General features: G+C 28.1%; 27 protein-coding genes. 20 read left to right on the top strand and 7 right to left on the bottom strand.

All coding sequences use genetic code 11. The annotated features are described in order from the left end of the window. The first annotated feature begins 4 nt into the window (after window positions 1-4). Together KJR01_RS06105 and KJR01_RS06100 are read left to right on the top strand one after the other, a co-directional pair. The gene (locus tag KJR01_RS06105; protein ID WP_214117783.1) at window positions 5-640 is read left to right on the top strand and encodes a tetratricopeptide repeat protein; all 636 of its coding nucleotides are present in this window, start codon (window positions 5-7) and stop codon (window positions 638-640) included. 289 nt (window positions 641-929) lie between these two features. Then, complete coding sequence (locus tag KJR01_RS06100; RefSeq protein WP_214117782.1) at window positions 930-1544, top strand: M48 family metallopeptidase; 615 nt, start codon at window positions 930-932, stop codon at window positions 1542-1544. A 7-nt stretch (window positions 1545-1551) separates the two neighbouring features. On the opposite strand, the gene KJR01_RS06095 is transcribed toward KJR01_RS06100, so the two are convergent. The 3 genes from KJR01_RS06095 to KJR01_RS06085 are packed head-to-tail and all read right to left on the bottom strand — an operon-like array spanning window position 1552 to window position 5059. Next, window positions 1552-2763, bottom strand: a complete 1212-nt coding sequence (locus KJR01_RS06095; protein WP_214117781.1) for a Y-family DNA polymerase — start codon at window positions 2761-2763, stop codon at window positions 1552-1554. Continuing rightward, complete coding sequence (locus tag KJR01_RS06090) at window positions 2763-4487, bottom strand: EAL domain-containing protein (RefSeq protein ID WP_214117780.1); 1725 nt, start codon at window positions 4485-4487, stop codon at window positions 2763-2765. The genes KJR01_RS06095 and KJR01_RS06090 overlap by 1 nt, the downstream gene beginning before the upstream one ends. A 5-nt stretch (window positions 4488-4492) precedes the next feature. Continuing rightward, the gene (locus tag KJR01_RS06085; protein ID WP_214117779.1) at window positions 4493-5059 is read right to left on the bottom strand and encodes a hypothetical protein; all 567 of its coding nucleotides are present in this window, start codon (window positions 5057-5059) and stop codon (window positions 4493-4495) included. Between the two features lie 42 nt (window positions 5060-5101). Here KJR01_RS06085 and gltX point away from each other — a divergent pair, with 42 nt between their 5' ends. Genes gltX through KJR01_RS06065 form a run of 4 tightly spaced genes read left to right on the top strand, consistent with a single transcriptional unit; the run spans window position 5102 to window position 8751 of the window. Then, complete coding sequence (gene gltX / locus KJR01_RS06080; protein WP_239803736.1) at window positions 5102-6502, top strand: glutamate--tRNA ligase; 1401 nt, start codon at window positions 5102-5104, stop codon at window positions 6500-6502. After that, window positions 6499-7746 (top strand): malic enzyme-like NAD(P)-binding protein, encoded by a 1248-nt coding sequence (locus KJR01_RS06075; protein ID WP_214117777.1) that lies wholly within the window; start codon window positions 6499-6501, stop codon window positions 7744-7746. Before gltX ends, KJR01_RS06075 begins: the two co-directional genes overlap by 4 nt. Continuing rightward, a complete protein-coding gene (gene upp / locus KJR01_RS06070) occupies window positions 7733-8356 on the top strand; it encodes a uracil phosphoribosyltransferase (protein WP_214117776.1) in 624 nt (207 codons plus the stop codon). Before KJR01_RS06075 ends, upp begins: the two co-directional genes overlap by 14 nt. 2 nt (window positions 8357-8358) lie before the next feature. After that, a complete protein-coding gene (locus tag KJR01_RS06065; protein WP_214117775.1) occupies window positions 8359-8751 on the top strand; it encodes a rhodanese-like domain-containing protein in 393 nt (130 codons plus the stop codon). Window positions 8752-8788: 37 nt separating this feature from the next. On the opposite strand, the gene KJR01_RS06060 is transcribed toward KJR01_RS06065, so the two are convergent. The 3 genes from KJR01_RS06060 to KJR01_RS06050 are packed head-to-tail and all read right to left on the bottom strand — an operon-like array spanning window position 8789 to window position 10376. Continuing rightward, window positions 8789-9043, bottom strand: a complete 255-nt coding sequence (locus KJR01_RS06060; RefSeq protein ID WP_214117774.1) for a heavy-metal-associated domain-containing protein — start codon at window positions 9041-9043, stop codon at window positions 8789-8791. Next, a complete protein-coding gene (locus KJR01_RS06055; protein WP_214117773.1) occupies window positions 9040-9312 on the bottom strand; it encodes a hypothetical protein in 273 nt (90 codons plus the stop codon). The genes KJR01_RS06060 and KJR01_RS06055 overlap by 4 nt, the downstream gene beginning before the upstream one ends. Next, complete coding sequence (locus KJR01_RS06050) at window positions 9309-10376, bottom strand: transglutaminase family protein (protein ID WP_214117772.1); 1068 nt, start codon at window positions 10374-10376, stop codon at window positions 9309-9311. Before KJR01_RS06050 ends, KJR01_RS06055 begins: the two co-directional genes overlap by 4 nt. 117 nt (window positions 10377-10493) lie before the next feature. On the opposite strand from KJR01_RS06050, the gene infA reads away from it, so the two are divergent. The 13 genes from infA (at window position 10494) to KJR01_RS05985 (ending at window position 18391) form a co-directional block, all read left to right on the top strand. Continuing rightward, on the top strand, window positions 10494-10712 hold the full coding sequence (infA, locus tag KJR01_RS06045) for a translation initiation factor IF-1 (protein ID WP_214117771.1): 219 nt from the start codon (window positions 10494-10496) through the stop codon (window positions 10710-10712). Between the two features lie 95 nt (window positions 10713-10807). Next, a complete protein-coding gene (locus tag KJR01_RS06040; RefSeq protein WP_214117770.1) occupies window positions 10808-11629 on the top strand; it encodes a hypothetical protein in 822 nt (273 codons plus the stop codon). Window position 11630: 1 nt separating this feature from the next. Further along, complete coding sequence (locus KJR01_RS06035; protein WP_214117769.1) at window positions 11631-11855, top strand: hypothetical protein; 225 nt, start codon at window positions 11631-11633, stop codon at window positions 11853-11855. A 422-nt stretch (window positions 11856-12277) separates the two neighbouring features. Beyond that, the gene (rpmJ, locus tag KJR01_RS06030) at window positions 12278-12391 is read left to right on the top strand and encodes a 50S ribosomal protein L36 (protein WP_214117768.1); all 114 of its coding nucleotides are present in this window, start codon (window positions 12278-12280) and stop codon (window positions 12389-12391) included. A 3-nt stretch (window positions 12392-12394) separates the two neighbouring features. Then, window positions 12395-12760 carry a 30S ribosomal protein S13 gene (rpsM, locus tag KJR01_RS06025; protein WP_214117767.1) on the top strand — a complete coding sequence of 122 codons (366 nt, stop codon included), beginning with the start codon at window positions 12395-12397 and terminating at the stop codon, window positions 12758-12760. A 9-nt stretch (window positions 12761-12769) separates the two neighbouring features. After that, window positions 12770-13162 (top strand): 30S ribosomal protein S11, encoded by a 393-nt coding sequence (gene rpsK, locus KJR01_RS06020; protein ID WP_214117766.1) that lies wholly within the window; start codon window positions 12770-12772, stop codon window positions 13160-13162. A gap of 29 nt (window positions 13163-13191) precedes the next feature. Next, the gene (gene rpsD / locus KJR01_RS06015; RefSeq protein WP_214117765.1) at window positions 13192-13818 is read left to right on the top strand and encodes a 30S ribosomal protein S4; all 627 of its coding nucleotides are present in this window, start codon (window positions 13192-13194) and stop codon (window positions 13816-13818) included. 13 nt (window positions 13819-13831) lie between these two features. Continuing rightward, the gene (locus KJR01_RS06010) at window positions 13832-14833 is read left to right on the top strand and encodes a DNA-directed RNA polymerase subunit alpha (protein WP_214117764.1); all 1002 of its coding nucleotides are present in this window, start codon (window positions 13832-13834) and stop codon (window positions 14831-14833) included. A gap of 3 nt (window positions 14834-14836) precedes the next feature. After that, window positions 14837-15187: a 50S ribosomal protein L17 gene (rplQ, locus tag KJR01_RS06005; RefSeq protein ID WP_214117763.1), complete on the top strand. Its 351-nt coding sequence runs from the start codon at window positions 14837-14839 to the stop codon at window positions 15185-15187. Window positions 15188-15216: 29 nt separating this feature from the next. Next, window positions 15217-15693 carry a cheVAW transcriptional regulator CheQ gene (gene cheQ / locus KJR01_RS06000; RefSeq protein WP_214117762.1) on the top strand — a complete coding sequence of 159 codons (477 nt, stop codon included), beginning with the start codon at window positions 15217-15219 and terminating at the stop codon, window positions 15691-15693. Window positions 15694-15702: 9 nt separating this feature from the next. Beyond that, window positions 15703-17409: a M24 family metallopeptidase gene (locus KJR01_RS05995; protein WP_214117761.1), complete on the top strand. Its 1707-nt coding sequence runs from the start codon at window positions 15703-15705 to the stop codon at window positions 17407-17409. A gap of 48 nt (window positions 17410-17457) precedes the next feature. Beyond that, on the top strand, window positions 17458-17925 hold the full coding sequence (locus KJR01_RS05990; RefSeq protein WP_214117760.1) for a Cj0814 family flagellar-dependent secreted protein: 468 nt from the start codon (window positions 17458-17460) through the stop codon (window positions 17923-17925). Beyond that, entirely contained in the window at window positions 17870-18391 is a 522-nt protein-coding gene (locus KJR01_RS05985) for a hypothetical protein (RefSeq protein ID WP_214117759.1), read from the top strand. The genes KJR01_RS05990 and KJR01_RS05985 overlap by 56 nt, the downstream gene beginning before the upstream one ends. Here KJR01_RS05985 and KJR01_RS05980 read toward each other — a convergent pair whose 3' ends face one another. Next, on the bottom strand, window positions 18392-19042 hold the full coding sequence (locus KJR01_RS05980) for a DNA alkylation repair protein (RefSeq protein ID WP_214117758.1): 651 nt from the start codon (window positions 19040-19042) through the stop codon (window positions 18392-18394). 177 nt (window positions 19043-19219) lie between these two features. Between KJR01_RS05980 and KJR01_RS05975 the strand changes: the two genes are divergently transcribed. After that, window positions 19220-20855, top strand: a 1636-nt coding sequence (locus KJR01_RS05975) for a hypothetical protein (RefSeq protein WP_214117757.1), incomplete at its 3' end; no start/stop codon positions are given.

The following is a 20855-nucleotide window of genomic DNA, read 5'->3' as shown; positions in this document are numbered from 1 at the left end:
TAGTATGAAAAAATTATTAATTTTATTATTTAGTGTTTGTATTTATGCCGTTGAGTGTGTGAGTTTAGAAGAATGTTTAAAAAATGCTAATTATTATCAGTTTGATAAAAATGATGAAGCAAACGCAGCTTTATATTATAAAGTTTCTTGCGAAGAATATGAAGATTATTTATCTTGCAAGGCTTTAAGTGATATTTATAAATATTCTGATAAATTGGAAAATAAAAAATTAAATAAAAAATACAAAAATTTAGCAATAAAATTGGTTAAACAATCTTGCAAAGATGATGATAATGCAAACGCTTGCTATGATTTTGCAAATTTTTGTGAAGTAAAATATACTCAATGTGATGATTTTGAAAAATTATATGAAAGAGCATTTAATTTATACGAAAAACAATGCAATAATAATGATTATTCATCTTGCTATTTTTTAGCAAATATGTATTTAAATGGAGTTAGCACTGATATTGATGAAGAAAAAGCTTTAGAATTATACAAATACGCTTGCAATAATAATGATAACAAAAGCTGCTATGAAGTATCTCAACTTTATGAAAATAAATCTCTTGAGTATTTAAGAAAATCTTGCGAATTAGAATTTAAATACGCTTGTGAAAAGTTAGATAATATAAAATAATTTTAAAAGTTCTTATTTTTTAAGAACTTTTTATTATTTGATATATTTTTAAAAACGAGTAGTTATAAAAGCATATAAATTACAACTATTTAAAATAATTTAATATTTTTATTATTGTTTTGTCATAATAATCACATTTACTTTAAAGGAATTTTATGAATATAGAAAAACACCAAAATATGATTAATTTTATTTGGAATATCGCAGATTGTCTAAGATATTTTAAGTTAAAATTAGTTTTGTTTTTAATGTGAGAAAGTTTATGGAAATAAAAATTACTAAAAAGCGGGTGAAAAATATTATTATAAAAGTTCGTGAGATTGGGCTTGTTGAAGTAGTATCGCCTTATTTTATAAGTAGAGCAAAAATTGATGAGATTTTAAGACTTAAAAAAGATTGGATAGAACAAAGATTAAACGAGCTTAAAACTACTAAAAAAGCAGAGCTTTTGAGTGGTAATTTTGTATTGTTTTTAGGACGAAAATATATTTTAGAATTTGATTTAAGAATTTCAAACAATGTAGAAATTCACAATGATAAAATCATTTTAAAATGCCTTGAAACTGATGAAAATAAAGAAAAATTACTTAATGATTTTTATAAAATTCAATCAAAAGAAATCTTTAGCGAAATTTTAAAAAGATTTTGTGTGATTGTTGGTAAAGATATAAAAGCTTTGAAAGTGCGAAAAATGAAAACTCGTTGGGGTTCTTGCAATACGAAAAAATCTTATATAAATCTAAATACCGAATTAATTAAAAAAGATATATTAGCAATAGAAGCAGTGATTATGCACGAATTAACACACCTTTATCACGCTAATCACTCAAAGGCTTTTTATGCCACGCTTTTAGGGTTTATGCCTGATTATAAAGAAAGAATTAATTTATTAAAAGATAGATAATTTATATTTATCCCCCATATTTTATACAGCTAATGCCAAATTTATCTCTTATAGCACTTAGGGTTTCATTTAATTTTTGATTTTTTGTGGTGTTTTGAAAAATATTTTCGCAATATGTTTTATCAAGATTATTAGCAGCAATTCCTATATAATAAACATTTACATTTTTCGTATTTTTCATAAGAATTTCAAATCCTTTTACGGCATTATCAATTAGATTTTTTTCATCAAATGGTTGTATAATTTCAATTCCAATATGCTCTAATTTATTGCCGTATTTAATACTTATTTCTATTTTTTTAGGATGATATTTGTGCTTTGAAATCCAAACACATAAATATCTAGCAAGTATTTTAACCCTTCGCCTTAACTCATCATAATCACTAATTGGCTTAAAGCTTTTTGATATTGCGTGGCTTTTAATATCTTTTATTTCTTCTACTTTTTCATTATCAATGCCTTTAATTCTTGCTATGATTTTTTTGCCATTTTTACCATATTTATCTAGCAAATATTCTTTTTGCAATAATTCATCTAAAGTATTTACCCCATAAGCTCTTAAATATTTTTGTATTTCTCTTCCTATGCCTGCGAAATTTTTTATATCTATTCCTTTAATGGCATTGCTTAAATCATATTCCATTCTAATGCCAAAAGGTTTTGCTAAATCGGTTAAAAATTTAGCTCCCCATTTGCTATTATTAATGCCTATACTAGCTGGTAAGCCAAATTTATCTAATAGTTCTTTTTGAAGATATTTTGCATAATCTAGCACTTCTGCGTCTTTTTTAAACCCTTCTAAATCTCCAAAAAACTCATCAATGCTAAATTGTTCAATTACGGGTATTTTGCTTTCTAAAAATTGTCTTACTTTAAAGCTTAGTTCTTTATAAAATCTAATATTACTTCTAGCTATTTTTAAATTCGGACATTTTTGATAAGCTATATTTAATTTATCTCCTACTTTTACGCCATATTTTTTAGCTTCATAAGATACGGCAATTGCAGTAAAATGCCTATAATCAATTACTTTATTTTCACTTCTTATAACTTCAATTGAGCTCATAAAAGCGATTTTATTATCTATATATTTTGCATCTTGATTGAAAAAATCTTCATCGCTTCCAGCATAAATCACACAAGGTGTATTGCAGAGTTCTTTATTTAATAGTCGTTGGGCATTTACAAAATAGCTATCAAAATCTATATGAAGTTTCATTAGAATTTGTTTTTATAAATATTTATAAATTCATTAATCGGTGTAGCACCTTTATGATAATAAAATCCTTGCAATTCATCACAACCTAATTGTTTTAAAATATTTACTTGCTCTAGTGTTTCAACGCCTTCTGCTACTACTCTTTTATTCATAGTTTTTGCTATTTTTATAATACCAATTATAATTGCTTTTGAGTTTTCATTAATTAAATCACAATCTTTACTATTTAATCCATCTATAAAGCTTTTATCAATTTTAATTGTATCAATAGGTAAATGATTTATATAAGAAAGGGAACTATAATCTTTCCCAAAATCATCAATACTTATTAAAAATCCAATAGCTTTTAATTTTTCTAATATAGTCTCACTACTGCTATTAAGTCTATATCTTTCTGTTATTTCTATATCTATTAAACTTGGATTTATATCGTATTTTTTAACATTTGCTAGCAAATAATTTATCATATCTTTATGGTGCAAGTGTTTTGCTGATATATTAATACTTATTGGAATATTTATTCCTTTATTTTTTAAAACTTGTATTTCTTGAAATACTTTTGCAATTACAAATTTTTCAAGTTTTATTATTAAATCAGTTTTTTCTGCAATTCTTATAAATTTTTCTGTATTTTCAAATTTATCATTTCGTTTCCAGCGAATTAATGCTTCTGCGCCTTTTACTAAATTATCATTTGCTCCGATTTTTGCTTGATAATATACATCAAGTTCACCTTTTTCTAAAGCCCTTTTTAAATCATTTTCTAATTTTGCTTCATTATCTATTTGTGTTTTAACTTCATCAGAATAATCGCAATACAATGTATCTTTTTGAACGCTTGAAAGTAAGGCTGCTTTGTAAGTATCGTTTATTATTTGGTTGTAATTTTCATTTGTTAATACACTAAAGCCAACCCCTATACTTTGCTCATAAATTCCATCACTTCCAAAATTAATACTTTCACTAAAGCATTCGTGCAACTTAATAGCCATATTATTAAAAGTTGTTTGTATTTCATCAATACAAGGAAATGCTAATAAAAAATCTCCATTGCCACTTATTTTGGCTATTTTAGAATTTAAAATAGTTGTAGAAAAACTTGAAAATCTACTTGCTAATTCTAATATTATTTTATCAGCTAAATCAAAACTTCTACTTTTTAATAGATTTTGATAGTCTTTAAGATATATATAGCTAACTATTATAGGACAATCGCTTTTTTCATAGAGTTCTTGTATGTCTAATAAGAATTTTTGTTTTTTAGGTAATTTGGTTAAAGAATTATAGTTTTCTTGATAGTATATATCATTTAAAACTTCATTTAAAGAATTTGCTATTTTTTGAAATTCGCTGTAATTTAGCGTATCGTTTAGCATTAAAGGTTTATGTTTTTTGACTGAATTTGCGAGAAGTTCTGCAAAATCATTAAAATTTGATTTTACTCTTTTTAATCTTTTTATATAAATTGCATTACTAATAACTGCAGCTACTAATACAGCGAAAGAAAATACTAAAAATTGAAAAATAGTATGGTCTTTATTTTGTTGTAGCCTAATTACTAAGCTATCATTTCCTATATTGTGAATTCTATGATGCTCTTCAATTCTTTTTGCCTCGCTAATATATCTATAAGTTCCAAAAATTCCACCAGCAATTTCAATTAGTAAAAAAGTTGTAATAATAAAATTCTTAAACGAGTTAGATAGAATTGATTTTGTTTTCATAGTACTCACCTAAACATTTTAATTGATGCCTTTGCTTCTTCTTTTTCCATATAATTACGAACTGATTCTTGAGCATTTTTATTCATTAAATAGCTTTTAATTTGTTCTTTTGCTACTTCATAACTTGCCCCATTCATCTTATCTTTATTTAAATTATAAAATCTAATTACTTCATCATCGCTTACATCTTTCATATAATTTTGAGCGATTAAATCAAATAATTTCTTTTTTAGAATTTCATCTTTTATATTTTCTGTTAGCATTTTGATTTTATCTTGGTTATGTTCTATGAAAGTAGATAAGCTAATATTATTAGCAGCAGCTATTTTTGATAATTCTTGATTGATTTCTAGTTCATTTGCAGCTAATTTGAATTTTTTAGCTAAAGATGTGCATATTTTATTTTGAATTAGCAATCTTAATGCGTCGTTTTGGCTTATATTCATATATTGTGAAATTTCTATAATATCAATATTTGTAATAGGCTCGTTATTAACACTTGCTATGATTGAAGTTATAGGACTTGCGTTCATAAATGCACCAAATACAAGTGCAAGCAAAATTTTTCTCATTATTTACCTTTAAGTGATTTTAAATGATTATAACTATAAAAAATTCACAAAAGGCTAATAATAATGATAGTTACAAGATTTGCACCCTCTCCGACAGGGTTTTTACATATTGGTGGATTAAGAACAGCACTTTTTTCTTATCTTTACGCTAAAAGAAATAATGGTAAATTTATTCTTCGTATTGAAGATACAGATATGGCAAGAAATAGCGAAGAAGCAACCAAAGCTATTTTAGAAGCTTTTAAATGGGTTGATTTAGAAGTAGATGGGGAAATTACTTACCAAAGTAAAAGATTAGATATTTATAAAGAATATATTCAAAAATTACTTGATAGTGGCAATGCTTATTATTGTTATATGAGCGAAGATGAGTTAAACTCATTAAGAGCAGAGCAAGAAGCTAGAAAAGAACGCCCTAAATATGATGGAAGATACAGAGATTTTAAAGGCACTCCACCAGAAGGAATTAAGCCTGTTGTAAGGATTAAAGCACCGCTTGATGGAGAAATAATAGTAAATGATGGAGTAAAGGGCGAAATTAGATTTAACGCTGCTGATATTTTAGATGATTTTGTAATAGCTCGTGCTGATGGCACTCCTACTTATAATTTCGTAGTGGTTGTTGATGATGCTTTAATGGGCGTAACTGATGTTGTTCGTGGAGATGACCATCTTTCAAATACTCCAAAACAAATAATAATTTATGAAGCTTTAGGCTTTAAGGTTCCTAATTTTTATCATTTAGCTATGATAAATGGAGAAGATGGCAAAAAACTTAGCAAAAGACACGGAGCAACCGATGTTATGGAATATAAGGCTTTAGGATACTTGCCTGAAGCTTTACTTAATTTCTTATTAAGATTAGGATTTTCAAACAAAGACCAAGAAATATTTTCAATGCAAGAAATGAAAGAATGCTTTACATTTGATAATGTTAGCAAAGGTGCAAGTACATATAACGCACAAAAATTAGAATGGATTAATGCTCATTATATAAAAAGCGTTAGCGATGAAAGATTAGTAAATGCTTGTAAAGATTTAGGATTTGATTTTTCAAGTGTTAAGAATTATTCATTCTTATTAACAATGTTAAGAGAAAGAGCTAAGACTTTAATAGATTTGATAAATAGTGCAAAAATTATTATAAACGAGCCAAATTCTTATGAAGAAAGTGGAGTTGCTAAGTTTGTAAATGATAATAGTAAAGCTTTATTTTCTAAGTTTGTAAATGATTTTAAAGGTGCAAATACTGAAGCAGAATTTGAATTAGCCGTTAAACAATTTTTAGATAGCAATAATGCTAAGTTAAAAGACATAGCGCAATTAATTAGATTAAGCTTAACAGGAACAACAATTAGTCCTAGTATTTATGCTATTATGGAGTTTTTAGGCAATGATGAGATTAAAAAAAGATTTAATAATTTTTTAAAGGAGATTTTATGAATAATTTAAAAGAAAGAGCATTAGAGTATCATTTAGGCGGTAAATTAGGCACTTTTATTAAAACACCTATGAAAGAATATGAGAGTTTAAGTTTAGCATATTCTCCTGGAGTTGCATATCCTTGCGAAGAGATTGCTCGTGATAGTGATTTAGCTTATAAATACACAAGTAAAGGTAATTTAGTAGCAGTTATTAGTGATGGTTCAGCTGTTTTAGGTCTTGGCAATATCGGTGGAATTGCAGGAAAACCTGTTATGGAAGGTAAGGCTTGCTTATTTAAAAAATTTGCAAATGTTGATTCTTATGATATTGAATTAAGCACTCAAGATACCGAAGAAATAATAGCAGCAGTAAAAGCTATTGCTCCTAGTTTTGGCGGTATTAATCTTGAAGATATAGCAGCTCCAAAATGTTTTGAGATTGAAGCAAGACTTCAAGACTTAGGTATTCCTGTAATGCATGATGACCAACACGGAACAGCTATTATTAGTGCGGCTGGGTTAATTAATGCTTGCGAAATAATTGGCAAAAAATTAGAAGATTTAAAAGTAGTTGTTTGTGGAGCAGGAGCAGCAGGGATTGCAAGTGCTAAGATATATAAGACTTTAGGGGTTAAAAAGATTTATTTAGTAGATTCTAAAGGTGTTTGCAATACTAAAAGAACAGATTTAAATGAGCATAAATTAGAATTTGTAAGAGAATGTGATGAGGATACTTTAGCCGATGTTTTAAAAGGAGCTGATGTTTTCTTAGGACTTAGTAAAGCTGGAGCTTTAAGCGAAGAAATGTTAAAAACTATGGCAGAAAATCCAATAGTATTTGCTTTAGCTAATCCTGACCCAGAGATTTTACCTGAACTTGCGAAAAAAGTTCGCCCTGATGTAATTATTGCAACAGGAAGAAGCGATTATGACAATCAAATCAACAATGTTTTAGGCTTTCCATATATTTTCCGTGGGGCTTTAGATGTTAGAGCTAGAAAGATTTCTATGGGTATGAAAATAGCAGCTGTTAAGGCTTTAAGTGAATTAGGACGCCTTGTAGTTAGCGAAAAAACTAAAAAATTATATGGTAAAGACTTAAAATATGGAAAAGATTTAATAATTCCAAAACCATTTGATGATAGGGTAAAAGCTTATGTTAGCACTGCAGTTGCTAAGGCTGCTGTTGATGAAGGCATAGCTTTAGTTAAAAATTTTGATGATAAAGCATATTTTGAAAGGTTATTGAATGAAAGTAATTAAAAATACACTAGTTTCAACTTATTTAGCGAAAATTAGAGATAAGAACACATCTTGTAGGGATTTTCGTGAGCATATAAAAAAGCTTAGTGGATTTGTTATTTATGAAGCTTGTGAATTTTTAAGCACAGAAAAAGTTAATATTCAAACTCCACTTATGCCTTGTGAGTGCGAAGTTATTAGCGATGATATTGTAATAGTGCCTATTTTAAGAGCAGCTCTTGGTATGAGTGATATTGCACTTGATTTATTGGGTAAAGCCAGTGTGGGATTTTTAGGTATTCAACGCAATGAAGAAACGCTTGAGCCTGAATTTTTCTTTGAAAAATACCCACAAGATATGCAAAATAAAACTGCAATTATAATTGACCCTATGTTTGCAACTGGCGGAAGTGCTATTGCAGCTGTTGATAGATTAAAATCAATTGGTGTCAAAAAAATAATTTTTGCAAGTATCATTGCAACTCCTGAAGCAAGAGATAGAATGAAAAAAGCTCATCCTGATGTAGCATTAATTACTGCTTGTTTGGATAAAGGATTGAATGAAAAAGGTTATATTATCCCAGGTCTTGGAGATGCTGGAGATAGGATATTTAATACTTTAAAGGCTTAAAAATGAAAAAAATATTATTAGGTTTAAGTTTATTTGTTTGTTTAAATGCTGAGGTAATCACACAAAATATCAAGGAATTTGATTTTACTAATAGTGATTATGCTGTAATTGATGTTAGAATGCCTAGTGAATACGCTGCAACAGGCGTTGTAAATAAAGCAAAATTGATAACATTTCTAAACGAAAATGGAAGTATCAATCCTGATTTTTTGAATGAAATTAGTAAAAATTATTCAAAAGATAGCAAAATAGCAATTATGTGTAGAAGTGGCAAAAGAAGTGCAATGGTAACTAAAATGCTTGAGCAAAACGGCTTTACTAATATAATAAATCTTGATGGTGGAATGAACGAATTATTAAAGACAGATATTAAATTAGTTCCATATCAAAATTAATTTTTAATCCTATTTTAAATTCTTTTTAAAATAGGATTTATTTAAGTATTCCTTGATAGCCTGTATTAAAAAGTGCTTGATTTATTATGCTTTCGTTAAGTTCTTTATCGCTTTTAATTATCGCTGTTTTATTTTCTAAACTAACATTTACTTTATTTACTCCATCAATTTTTAGTAGTGCCTTTCTAACAATTGCCGTGCATAATGGGCAATGTATTTTAGGAATTTCTAAAGTGTATTCATAAGCATTTAAAACACTTAACAATAAGCTTAACAATAATATTTTTTTCAAATCATTGCTCCTATAATTTCAGGATAAAATACGATAAATAATAATGCAAGTCCTATTAAAAATAATCTGATTTTATTTTTTTGATTTAGTTTTTTATAGACAAATATGCAATATAAAATGCAGGTTGCAATCCCCAAATATACTCTAAAAGGTGCTAAAAAATCAAAATTAACAAGGCTTACTCCAAATATCAAAAAGCTAATAGCTCCAACACAACAAAGGCTAGAGCTAATAGCTAAGATAAACATTGATATTAAATATTTTTTCATATTTGTTTTGAAGTGTATTCATATACAAATTCATTAGGTGAATAATAATCAATAGTATTTGAATCAACTTCAGCATATACATAGCCAAAATTATTAAGCGGTGCTTGAGCTGGGCGTGGAATTAGCACGAAATCTCTTTTGGTATTAAACTCGCACCAACACATTTCCCAATTACCGAATTGAAATTCTCTTAATTTTTGTATCCCACTATCATTATTATCTAGGTTTAAAGATAATTTAACTTTAGCTACATCAGCAGGATCGCAAGGAATCCACCCATAGCCTTTTAGATAAAACTCCGTCCTACAATGTTGAGCTTTTGTTATATTTTCTTTACTACCCATTGCAGCATAAAATCTACTCGCACCTAAACGAATTCCAAAGCACTCTCTAGCAGGAATATTAATACTTCTTAAAAGTGCTACAAAAACAGAGCTAATATCAGTGCATTTGCCATAAAGTTTTTTACTTTCTAAAATAGCCTTAGCATCACCAATTCCACACCCAATTACGCTCTCATCACGAGTAAAATTAAGTGCTACCCAATCATAAATAGCTTTTGCTTTTTCTAAATCGCCTTTTATACCTTTTGTAATTTTTAGTGCATATTCTTTTACTATTCCGCTAGTAAAAATATGTTCGCTTGGTTTTAGATATTGTGCGATACTTTCGTCTAATTTTTCGTTTTCATTAAAATTAACTTTAGAAAAATCAGTAATTCTATCGTGAGTTTTAATGCTAAATCGTGTTATTAATTCAGCTTTTACATTAGAAAAACTTGCATATAAACTATTAGTTTCAAAATCACTTAAATAAATTTCATTGTAATTTCCACTATTTACAATATCACTTGTAAGGTATTGATATGAGCGTGATTTTGGTAATGGAAGCCATATTTTGCTAACTTCGCCTAATTCGCTTAAATTATGTTTTAAGCTTACAATGTATTCTTTACTATCGTCTTTTGTTGCTTGAGTATTATTTACTAAAGGTGTTTCATTCGCACTTAGTAAAGTGTTTGCTGCAACTGCAGACGACAAAGTTAAAAATGTTCTTCTTTTCATAACTTTATCCTTGTGTGAAATAAACTTTTATTTTAAATTATTTTATTTAATAATAAATTTAGTTTTTTAATAGTTTTTATGTTATTATTGACCTTTACATTTTTACAAAGGAAAATTATGGCTAAAGATGATGTAATAGAAATTGACGGCGAAGTTATTGAAGCTTTACCAAATGCAACTTTTAAAGTTGAGCTTGATAACAAACACGTAATTTTATGCCACATTGCGGGTAAAATGAGAATGCACTATATTAAAATTATGCCAGGAGATAGAGTAAGAGTTGAGCTAACTCCTTATAGTCTTGATAAAGGACGCATTACTTATAGACACAAATAATTTAGCACTTTTTATGGTGCTAAACTTCTAAATTATTTTTTTACCATTCATTTATCTTGGGGGGGGGTATAATCACTCTTTTGAAAGGAGATTAAATGAGTGATTTAACAACAAATGAAAATCAAAATGAAAACAAATATGATTTGTTTAATGGAGTTTTATTAGTAGATGTTGGTTCCGTAACGCAATATAGCTTAATTCATATAAGCGAACTTGAAATTACGGTTACTTATAGTGTTAGTTACAAAGATGCAGAACAATCACTTAAAGATGTGGCTAGTTATTTAGGCTATAACTGTGTTTTAAACATAGTAAGAGACAATTATGTTGAAAGCACGGAAACTTTTGGGACTGCACGCACAGAAGGTAGTGTAGATGGTAAAATTAGTAAAGGTTGGTTTGGTTCTTATAATACTAATTCTAAAATCAATGCAGAAACTATAATTAATTCAGAAACTAAAATAAATAATTGCTTTAATATAAAAGGCACCCTTGCGATTATCGGTAAGCCAAACCCTAATGGTGAGAGCATAGATTTAGATGAGCTATCAAAAAAGGATGAAATAATTTTAAAGTGTGTTTATGCAGCTTATCCAGTTTATGATATTAATTGCGAGTTAGAAGAAGTTATAAAAAAACAAAATGAATTGGTTACTACAACCTTAGGAGAGGCAGGACTTGCTACTTTTTTATCATTCGTAGTTGGGTTTTTATCATTTGTAAAATTTATAAGTATTCCTGTGTGGCTACTTTTTTTCCTTTGGTGCAAATCAGCAGACAAAACAAGAGATACTTATAAGAATGCTTTGGCAGAACATGAAGAAAATTTCAAAAACATTGCAAGTAATTATGGTAGTGAATTAGCAGCTGTTTATAATTCTATTCCGTACGCAAGAATTAAACATATAGGAGATTAAAATGAATAGTTTAGAAGTTATAAATAATGTTTCAGAATTTAAAGAAGGTGAGTTTTGCCTAGCGTTTCATAAAATGATTTTTGAAAATAATGCAAATGCAACCGATAAAAATGTATTAATAAACATGGCTAGACCAGTAAGTTGCTTTAAAATGGCGATAACTATGACTATTGGAGCATTCATACTATATCCAGTTTTATATGCTATTGGCTATTTTTTCTTTTAGTTAAAACTACAATTTTTTAAATAATTTAGCACTTTAAATGGTGCTAAATAATTTTTATTATATGTTCTATTTTATTTTTATCTAGTATTTTTGAAACTTCGCTTATATTGGGATATTTCACATACTTTAAAAGTTATCTAAAACTTTATGAATTAAAAAAGTAAAATCTATAAATTAATTCTTAAATAATAGTTTGAGATTAGATTGCTAAGAAATTTTTAGAATTATCAAAGACAAATAAATTTAATATTTAAACCTATATTAATTTTGTTTTGATAATATTAGCACTTTTGCAATTTATCTGTGTGAAGAAGTAATATTTGAGTGAATTTTCCACCATTTAAATATTAGTTGGTAATTCGTGATACCTAAAAATGCAGATTGTAAAAAAGTGGAAAGCAAATTATTTTTTAGGAGACAAGATGAAAGTAAGACCATCTGTTAAGAAAATGTGCGACAAATGTAAAGTCGTTATGAGAAAAGGCGTTGTTCGTATTATTTGCGAAAATCCAAAACACAAACAAAGACAAGGATAAGGTATGGCTCGTATTGCAGGTGTTGATTTACCAAAGAAAAAAAGAATTGAATATGGCTTAACTTATATCTATGGTATAGGTTTATTTACTTCACGCAAAATTTTAGCAGCAGTTGGAATAGATCCAAACAAGCGTGTATATGAATTAAGCGAAGATGAAGCAGCAAATATTCGTAAAGAAATCCAAGAACATTATTTAGTTGAGGGTGATTTAAGAAAACAAGTTGCTATGGACATTAAAGCTTTAATGGATTTAGGTTCATATCGTGGTTTAAGACATAGAAAAGGTTTACCAGTGCGTGGTCAAAAAACTAAAACAAATGCTAGAACTCGCAAAGGTAAGAGAAAAACCGTTGGTGCAAAAGCGTAAGGATAGATAATGGCTAAGAGAAAAGTAGTTAAGAAAAAAGTAGTTAAAAAGAATATTGCTAAAGGTGTAGTATATATTAGTGCAACTTTTAACAATACAATGGTAACAGTTACAGATGAAATGGGAAATGCAATTGCATGGAGTAGTGCAGGTGGTTTAGGATTTAAAGGTTCTAAAAAATCAACTCCATTTGCTGCTCAACAAGCGGTTGAAGATGCTTTAAATAAAGCTAAAGAACACGGAATTAAAGAAGTTGGTATTCGTGTTCAAGGTCCTGGTAGCGGTAGAGAAACTGCTGTTAAGAGTGTTGGTGCAGTTGAAGGTATTAAAGTTACTTTCTTAAAAGATATTACACCATTAGCACATAATGGTTGCAGACCACCAAAACGCCGTCGTGTATAATATAAGTATAGGAATATAGGAGAAATAGTATGGCAAGATATACTGGACCAGTAGAGAAAATTGAAAGAAGATTAGGCGTTAGCCTTGCAATGAAGGGTGAAAGAAGACTAGCTGGTAAGAGTGCTTTAGATAAAAGACCTTATGCACCAGGTCAGCATGGTCAAAGAAGAGGTAAAATTAGCGAATACGGCTTACAATTAAGAGAAAAGCAAAAAGCTAAATTTATGTATGGTGTAAGCGAAAAGCAATTTAGAAAATTATTCCAAGAAGCTGCTAGAAAAGATGGAAATACAGGTTCTATTTTAATTCAATTCTTAGAACAAAGACTTGATAATGTTGTTTATAGAATGGGTTTTGCTACAACTCGCCGTTTTGCAAGACAACTTGTAACTCACGGACATATTTTAGTAAATGGTAAAAGAGTAGATGTTCCAAGTTATAGAGTATTACCAGGCGCTAAAATTGAAGTTGTAGAAAAAAGCAAAAACAATCCTCAAATAGTAAGAGCAGTTGAACTTACAAATCAAACAGGTATTGTTGAGTGGGTTGATGTTGAAAAAGATAAAAAATATGGAATTTTCACAAGAAAACCTGAGAGAGAAGAAGTTGTCATTCCTGTTGAGGAAAGATTCATAGTAGAGCTATACTCTAAGTAATAAGGAGTAGCAAATGAGAAAAGTAGTTACAACAGCTCATATGCCAAATGATTTTACTATTGAAAATATCGGCGAAAATAAAGCACGCATTAGTGCTTGGCCTTTTGAAATTGGTTTTGGCATTACATTAGCACATCCACTGCACAGGCTTTTACGCCTTAGTGCAATTGGCTATGCAGCAACTGCTATTAAAATTGATGGAGTAAGCCATGAATTTGATAGCAAAAGAGGTATGGTAGAAGATATTTCTTTATTTATTATTAATATTAAAAATATGCGTTTTAAAATTAAAAACGAAGATAGTAAAAGAGAAGAAGTAAGCTTTAGCTTTAAAGGGCCAAGAGAAATTAAAGGTAGTGATTTAGCTAATAATGTAATTGAAGTTGTAAATCCTGATAACTACATTGCTACTATAAATGAAGACACTGAATTAGACTTCACATTAATTATTGAAAAAGGTATTGGCTATGTAGCAAGCGAAGATTTAAGAGAAAAAACTGATAGTAGTTTTATAGCTCTTGATGCGTTTTTTACACCAGTTAGAAATGCAAATTATTCAATAGAAAAGGTATTACACGAAGATAATCCTGATTATGAAAAAATTGTATTTGAAATAACAACTGATGGTCAAATTACACCTGAAGATGCGTTTAAAAATGCTTTAGATGCTATGTATCAACAAATGATGGTATTTAATAAAATTGCAACTACAAGTCCTAGATTAATAGGGGAAGAAACAACTGAAGAAATTGATTTATCTCCTTTATTAAAAAGCGTTAAGGAACTTGGTTTAAGCGTAAGAAGTAATAATGGTTTAGAAAAAGCTGGCATTGAATTTATAGGCGAATTAGCTTTAATGAGTGAAAGCGATGTAAATAATTTAAAAAATGTTGGTAAAAAATCAGTGGATGAAATTACTACTGCTATGAAAGAAATAGGCTATCCGATAGGTTCAAATTCTGTAGATGCTTATAAAGATAAACTTATTGAAAAAATAAAAGAAATTAAAGGATAATAAATGAGACACGGACATGGATATAGAAAGCTAGGTCGTACTAGCACTCATCGTGCAGCTTTACTAAAGAATTTAAGCATTGCAATTATCAAAAATGGTAAGATTGAAACAACTTTAGAAAAAGCTAAAGAATTAAGATCATACATTGAAAAACTAATCACTCGTGCAAGAGTTGGAGATTTTAACGCTCATAGAGCAGTATTTGCAGCTTTACAAGACAAAGAATGCACAAATAAATTAGTAAATGAAATAGCTCCAAATTACAAAGAAAGAAATGGTGGCTATACAAGAATTATTAAAACAAGAACTCGCCGTGGTGATGCGGCTACTTTAGCTTATATTGAGCTAGTATAATAATTGAGTGCTTCGGCACTCAAAATATTATGAATAAAATAACACTCCCAAATAATCAAACTTTAGAAAACTATATATTGAACAAAGAACTTTTTACCCTAGCTGATATTTCTCAAAATGCTTATAAATTTTGGAAAAATATAAAATACGCACAATATCCAAATTCTAGAATTGTATTTTTAGATAAAAATACAATAGCTAAAAAATATGAGAATTTAATCCCTAAATGCTCTAATTTAAGTGGATTAGTATTAGCTAGTGCATTTTGTTCTATGAGTAATCTAGCGCCATCACATTTAAATCCAAATAATAATTCAAATCTTTTAAATGTAATAAAATTAGTAGAGATTGCAGGAATAAAATTTATTGATTTAAATGATTTTTTTACAAAGTTAAAAATACCTTTAAATTCTCATATTTATATAGAAAAATGTTGTTATTTTGCACCCGAGCCTTTTGAGAAAAAAATCAAACTCACAAATACTTTATGTTTAGGATATTACTAAGGAGATAAAATGCTTACGAAAATAAGAGATATTTTAAAAATCAATAATGCTGATTTTGCTTTAATACTAACGGCTGATTATCACTTGAGTGAGTATATTTCTGAATATTTTAAACTTAGAGAATTTATAAGTGGATTTAGCGGTTCTGCTGGCTCGCTTTTAATTAGCCTTGATGATGCAATTTTATTTACTGATGGTAGATATTTTTTACAAGCTGAAAATGAGTTAAAAGATAGCATTAGATTAATCAAAAGCCCTGATTATATAGACTATATTAAAAATAATCTAAGCACTAAAAAGGCTTTAATTGATTTAAAAACCATATCTCAAAATAATTACGAAAAGCTAAAAAACCTTGTTAATATAATAGATTATGATAATTTTTATAAAGATTTTTACGATAAACAACTCCCGCAAGAGCCAATCTATAAGCAAAATGAAAAATTCATAAGTGATTTAAGTTCTAATAAAATAAAAAAAGTCCAAGATGAATTAAAAAATAAAAACATTGATTATTGTGTAATCTCAAGCCTTAGCGACATAGCTTATCTTACAAATTATCGTGGTAAAGATGTGGAATTTAACCCCGTATTTTTAAGTTATATGATAATCTCACAAACTAATGCGATTTGTTATATAGAGCCAACAAAGCTTAAAAATATTCAAAAAGATTTAAATATAATTTATAAAAATTACGATGAGTTTTATTCGGATTTATCTAGTTTAAGTGGTAATGTATTGTGTGATTTTGCCAATACGAATGCAAAAATTATTAGCTTAATAAATGCAAATTTAGTAAATGAAATCTTGCCTAGCACCATACATAAAGCTTGTAAAAATGATATAGAAATAAAGCACATAAAACAAGCTCATATAATTGATGCCATTGCATTAACTAAGTTTAATTATTACTTAGAAAATACTAATTTAGACTTAGTTGATGAGCTAAAAATTGATGAAGTTCTAACACAATTTAGACAAGAAAATGAGTATTTTATCAGTAATTCTTTTGATACTATCGCAGCATTTAATGAAAACGCCGCAATAATTCATTATAAAGCAAACACAAAAACTTCAAAATTACTTAATAAATCAGGTTTATTATTACTTGATAGTGGGGCTCAATATGAGTGTGGCACTACTGATATTACGCGAGTTTTTAAGATAAAAAACGCAAGTTTAGAGCAAATTAGAGATTATACTTTGGTTTTAAAAGCACATATCGCAATATCAAAAACCATAGCACCTGAAAATATAAAAATGCCTTTATTAGATAGTATTGCAAGAAAAGAATTATGGCAATACGGATTTGATTATTTGCACGGCACGGGACATGGGGTAGGGTATTTTTTAAATGTTCATGAAGGGCCACAAGTTTTATCGCTAAATGCTAATATTAGCGAACATACTAAATTAAAAAGGGGTATGCTAACATCAATTGAGCCAGGTTTGTATCATAATAACAAATACGGAATTAGACTTGAGAATTTAGCAATTAGTAAGCATTGTTTTAGCAGTGAATACGGAGATTTTTTGAGCTTTGATATAGTTACGCTTTATCCTTTTGAGCTTGATTTGATTGATAAAAAATTATTAAATCAAGATGAGATTAATTGGCTAAATGATTATCATAAAAGGGTTTTTGATACCATAAGTGTATTTTTAGATGATGAGTTAAAGCAGTTTTTAGAATTTAAAACGAGAGCATTAAACTAAACTTTAGGAACATTATTTGCTATTAAACAAATAATTAAAGGAGTTTTAATGAAAGTAGAAAATATTGCAGTATTTAATGATACTAAAATCAAAAAAAGCAAACAAATATCATCTGAGTTTTTTACAAATGAATTAGCCAAAGTTACGACAAAAACTATATCAAATAATACGCCAACTTCACTAAGCACTTTAAATAATAGTATAAAAAATGAGCTTGATTATAAAAACGAATTAAATAAAGCAAAATCTAGCATTCAGTTTGGCTATAGCGTAGATAATGATGGTTTTTTAGGAGCTGATTTTAATAAGGCTGCGGGATTGCCAGATGATTTTAAAATCCACTCAAGCACACTAAAAGAAATAGTTAGATTTAATGAAAAAATGAATGTATATTCGGTGATGAAAGATTCGGGCAAGACATTTAGCAATATTGACTTAGCCGATACTATTAAGCATTATTATGATTTATTTACGCAAATTACTCACAACAATCAAGATTATCCAAAGTGGTATTAGTATAGATTTTGGTTATAGTAAGGTTAGCTTTGATTATATAAATGATGTTAGCAAATACAAAATCACAAATATTTACAAAAATAACGAAGAATTAGAATATGCAAAAAGCATAAAAGCAGATGGCTTTAGCGTAATAGAGCTTAGTTTTGAGCCAAAAAATATTAGCGTTGATAAAGAACTTGCTTTTAGCCCTGATTTTTCTATGTATAATGAAAAAGAAAAGAAATTCATAGGATTTTTACAAAGCATAAATCCATTTGCAAGTGATAGTGGGACAACAAGGCTAAGCAAAGATGCTTTAAAATATGCTTTAGCTATGCAAGATGATTACAATAATATAAATAAAGATATTAAAAAGCATAAAGATTTATTAAAAATGGCTGATGAGATTAAGCATTTAGGCATTGATGAATTGCTAAAAACTAATACCGAAGTGGCTAAGTTTTTAGACAAAACTAAGGCTTGATTAGACTAAAATCTGCATTAGTTTTGCTTTATTCTCTTGGCTAATTTGGTAACTATCTTTACATTTTTGCAAGGTCATTTTAAGTGTTTTAGCGTCTAATTTGTGCGAGCTTAAAAACGAAATGCCTAATTCAAATTCTTTAGCTAAAACTACTTGAAAATACCAAGCTCTAGCCATATTTATATAATATTCATCACTTTTTATATTAAATATAGCTTTTAACCCATCTTTATAAGCGATAAATTTCATATAACAAATTATCCCAAAACGAATTTTGTATATGTGGTTTTCGCAAATTAATTCATTTGCAAAATCTTTTATATCTTGATTTTTAAAGCTTTTAGGCACTAAAGTATCACAATTAGCCCAATTATCAACGAAATCTAAATAAAGCTTAGTGTATTTTAGTGCTTTTGAGAAGTCTTTTTCATAATTAATCCCATAGGCAATTATTTGTAGATATTCATAAAATTTCTCATCTTTTAAAAACTTATTAAAAAATTCATCAAAGGTATTTTCTTTTTGAAGTTTTTTTGCGTAGTCTTTTAATATATTTGAGCGAACTCCTAAAATTTCATATTTGCTAAAAACTAATTTTTTATGAAATTCTTTATAATTGTTATCAATAAATTTTGTTAAATACTCTTTCAACCTAGCTCCTTTTAAATGCTAATATAAATAATTGGAATTTAAAGATTATATTTTAAATTCTAAAACTAAACTTAAAAAGAAATTACTAATTAACAAATATTTACAAATTTTTATTATTTTCATAGATTTAAAGTTAAATTTTGATAATATTAAAAGATTTTAATTCAAGGAATAATTATGAGAAATAAACTAAGTTTATCTTTATTAACTTGTTTAGCAATCAGCGGGGGGGGGTATTTACACGCTGAAGAATTAAACACCTTATGTAATGGCAAGAACCCTTGTAATATTGATGGTAAAACTATAGAAGTTAAAACTCCATACAATACAACTCAAGATATTATTGGTAATGGAGCAACTCTTGATATTACTGGAAGTCTAACTTCTACTGGAAAAGTTGATTTAGTTAATAGTACTTTTAAAAGCAGCAGTGCAAATAGTAAAACTGATGTAGATACTATTATAGGAGATAAGTTAAAATTTAATTTAAGTTCAGCTAACAGCAACTCTTTTAAAGTAAATAATATGATTTTAAAAAATAATTCTACAATAGATGTTGTTGATGGGACACAAGCGATTAAAATAGGTAATTTATCATTAGATAATTCAATTATTAGAAAAAATGGAATAATGGATATTGATGTTTTTGAGTTATCTAATAAATCTAGTTTTACAAATACTTTTCGCAATGCTATTGTTGGTGAATTAAAAATAGATGAAACTTCTACTTTTCATAATTGGCAAGGTGGTTCTACTATAAAAAAAGTTACAAATAATAGCACGAATGGTTCAAATGTTACATTAAAATCTGAGGGTAGTGGTATTACTATAGGAGATTCTTCTAGTAATTTGCAAGGTAATATATCAAAAGTTAATATAGAGGGAACAACTGTTATATTTAGTAATTTATTATTAGATAATACTAGCAAAATAGATGTTAGTGGTAATATAGTTTTGGATAATAAAATTAATATTAATAATATGGATTTATCAAAAACGACTTCCACTCCAACTTCACATAAGATTGTTATAAAAGATGGTGCAAATGTTATAATTACCGATACAAATCTTACTAATCAATCTATAAATGCTAATAGTAAAAGCGATAAAAATGGTTCTTTAACAATTATTGGTGGAATATTCAAAGATGTTAGTATAGGTGGGGCAACGGGAGCTACCAATCTTGCAAATGTTACTTTAGATAAAGTAAATATTGAAAATAGCGGATTAAATAAAGATAACAATATAATAGCTCAAAATGTTACTCTTAATAATATTACAACTTCAAATAATGCAAATATTAATGCAAAAACAAAATTAGATATAAAAAATTCTAAAATAGATAATACAAACAAACTTACAGCAACTAATGCAGAAATAGGAACTTCTACAATAGGTGCAGATATTAATGTAACTAATGAGTTAAAGGCAACAAATGGTGCGAATTTAAACGGCAGTATAACTTCAGGCACTATTATTGCTGAAAATGGTTCTATATTTAATGGGAATACAAAGGCTAATGACAGCATAACTGCTAATAGTGGCTCAAAATTTGTAGGAACTACTACAGCAACTAATAAAATTACTTCAAGCGGTGCTACATTTGATGGAGTAGTGGAAGCAAAAGATTTAGAAAGTTCTAATAACTCTAAATTTAATAACAATATAACTATTTCAAATTCTATAACTTCAAGTGATACAACATTCGCAAAAAATGTAAGTGCAAATACAATCACTTCTACTAATTCAGTGTTTAACGGCACAACCACTGCAACTGATAGTATAACTGCTAATAGTGGCTCAAAATTTGTAG

The sequence above is a fragment of the Campylobacter sp. 2018MI10 genome (assembly GCF_018501175.1).
Taxonomy (GTDB): Bacteria; Campylobacterota; Campylobacteria; order Campylobacterales; family Campylobacteraceae; genus Campylobacter_E.
Note: the sequence above shows the minus strand (reverse complement) of the source record. Positions and strands in the feature narration are given on the sequence as shown.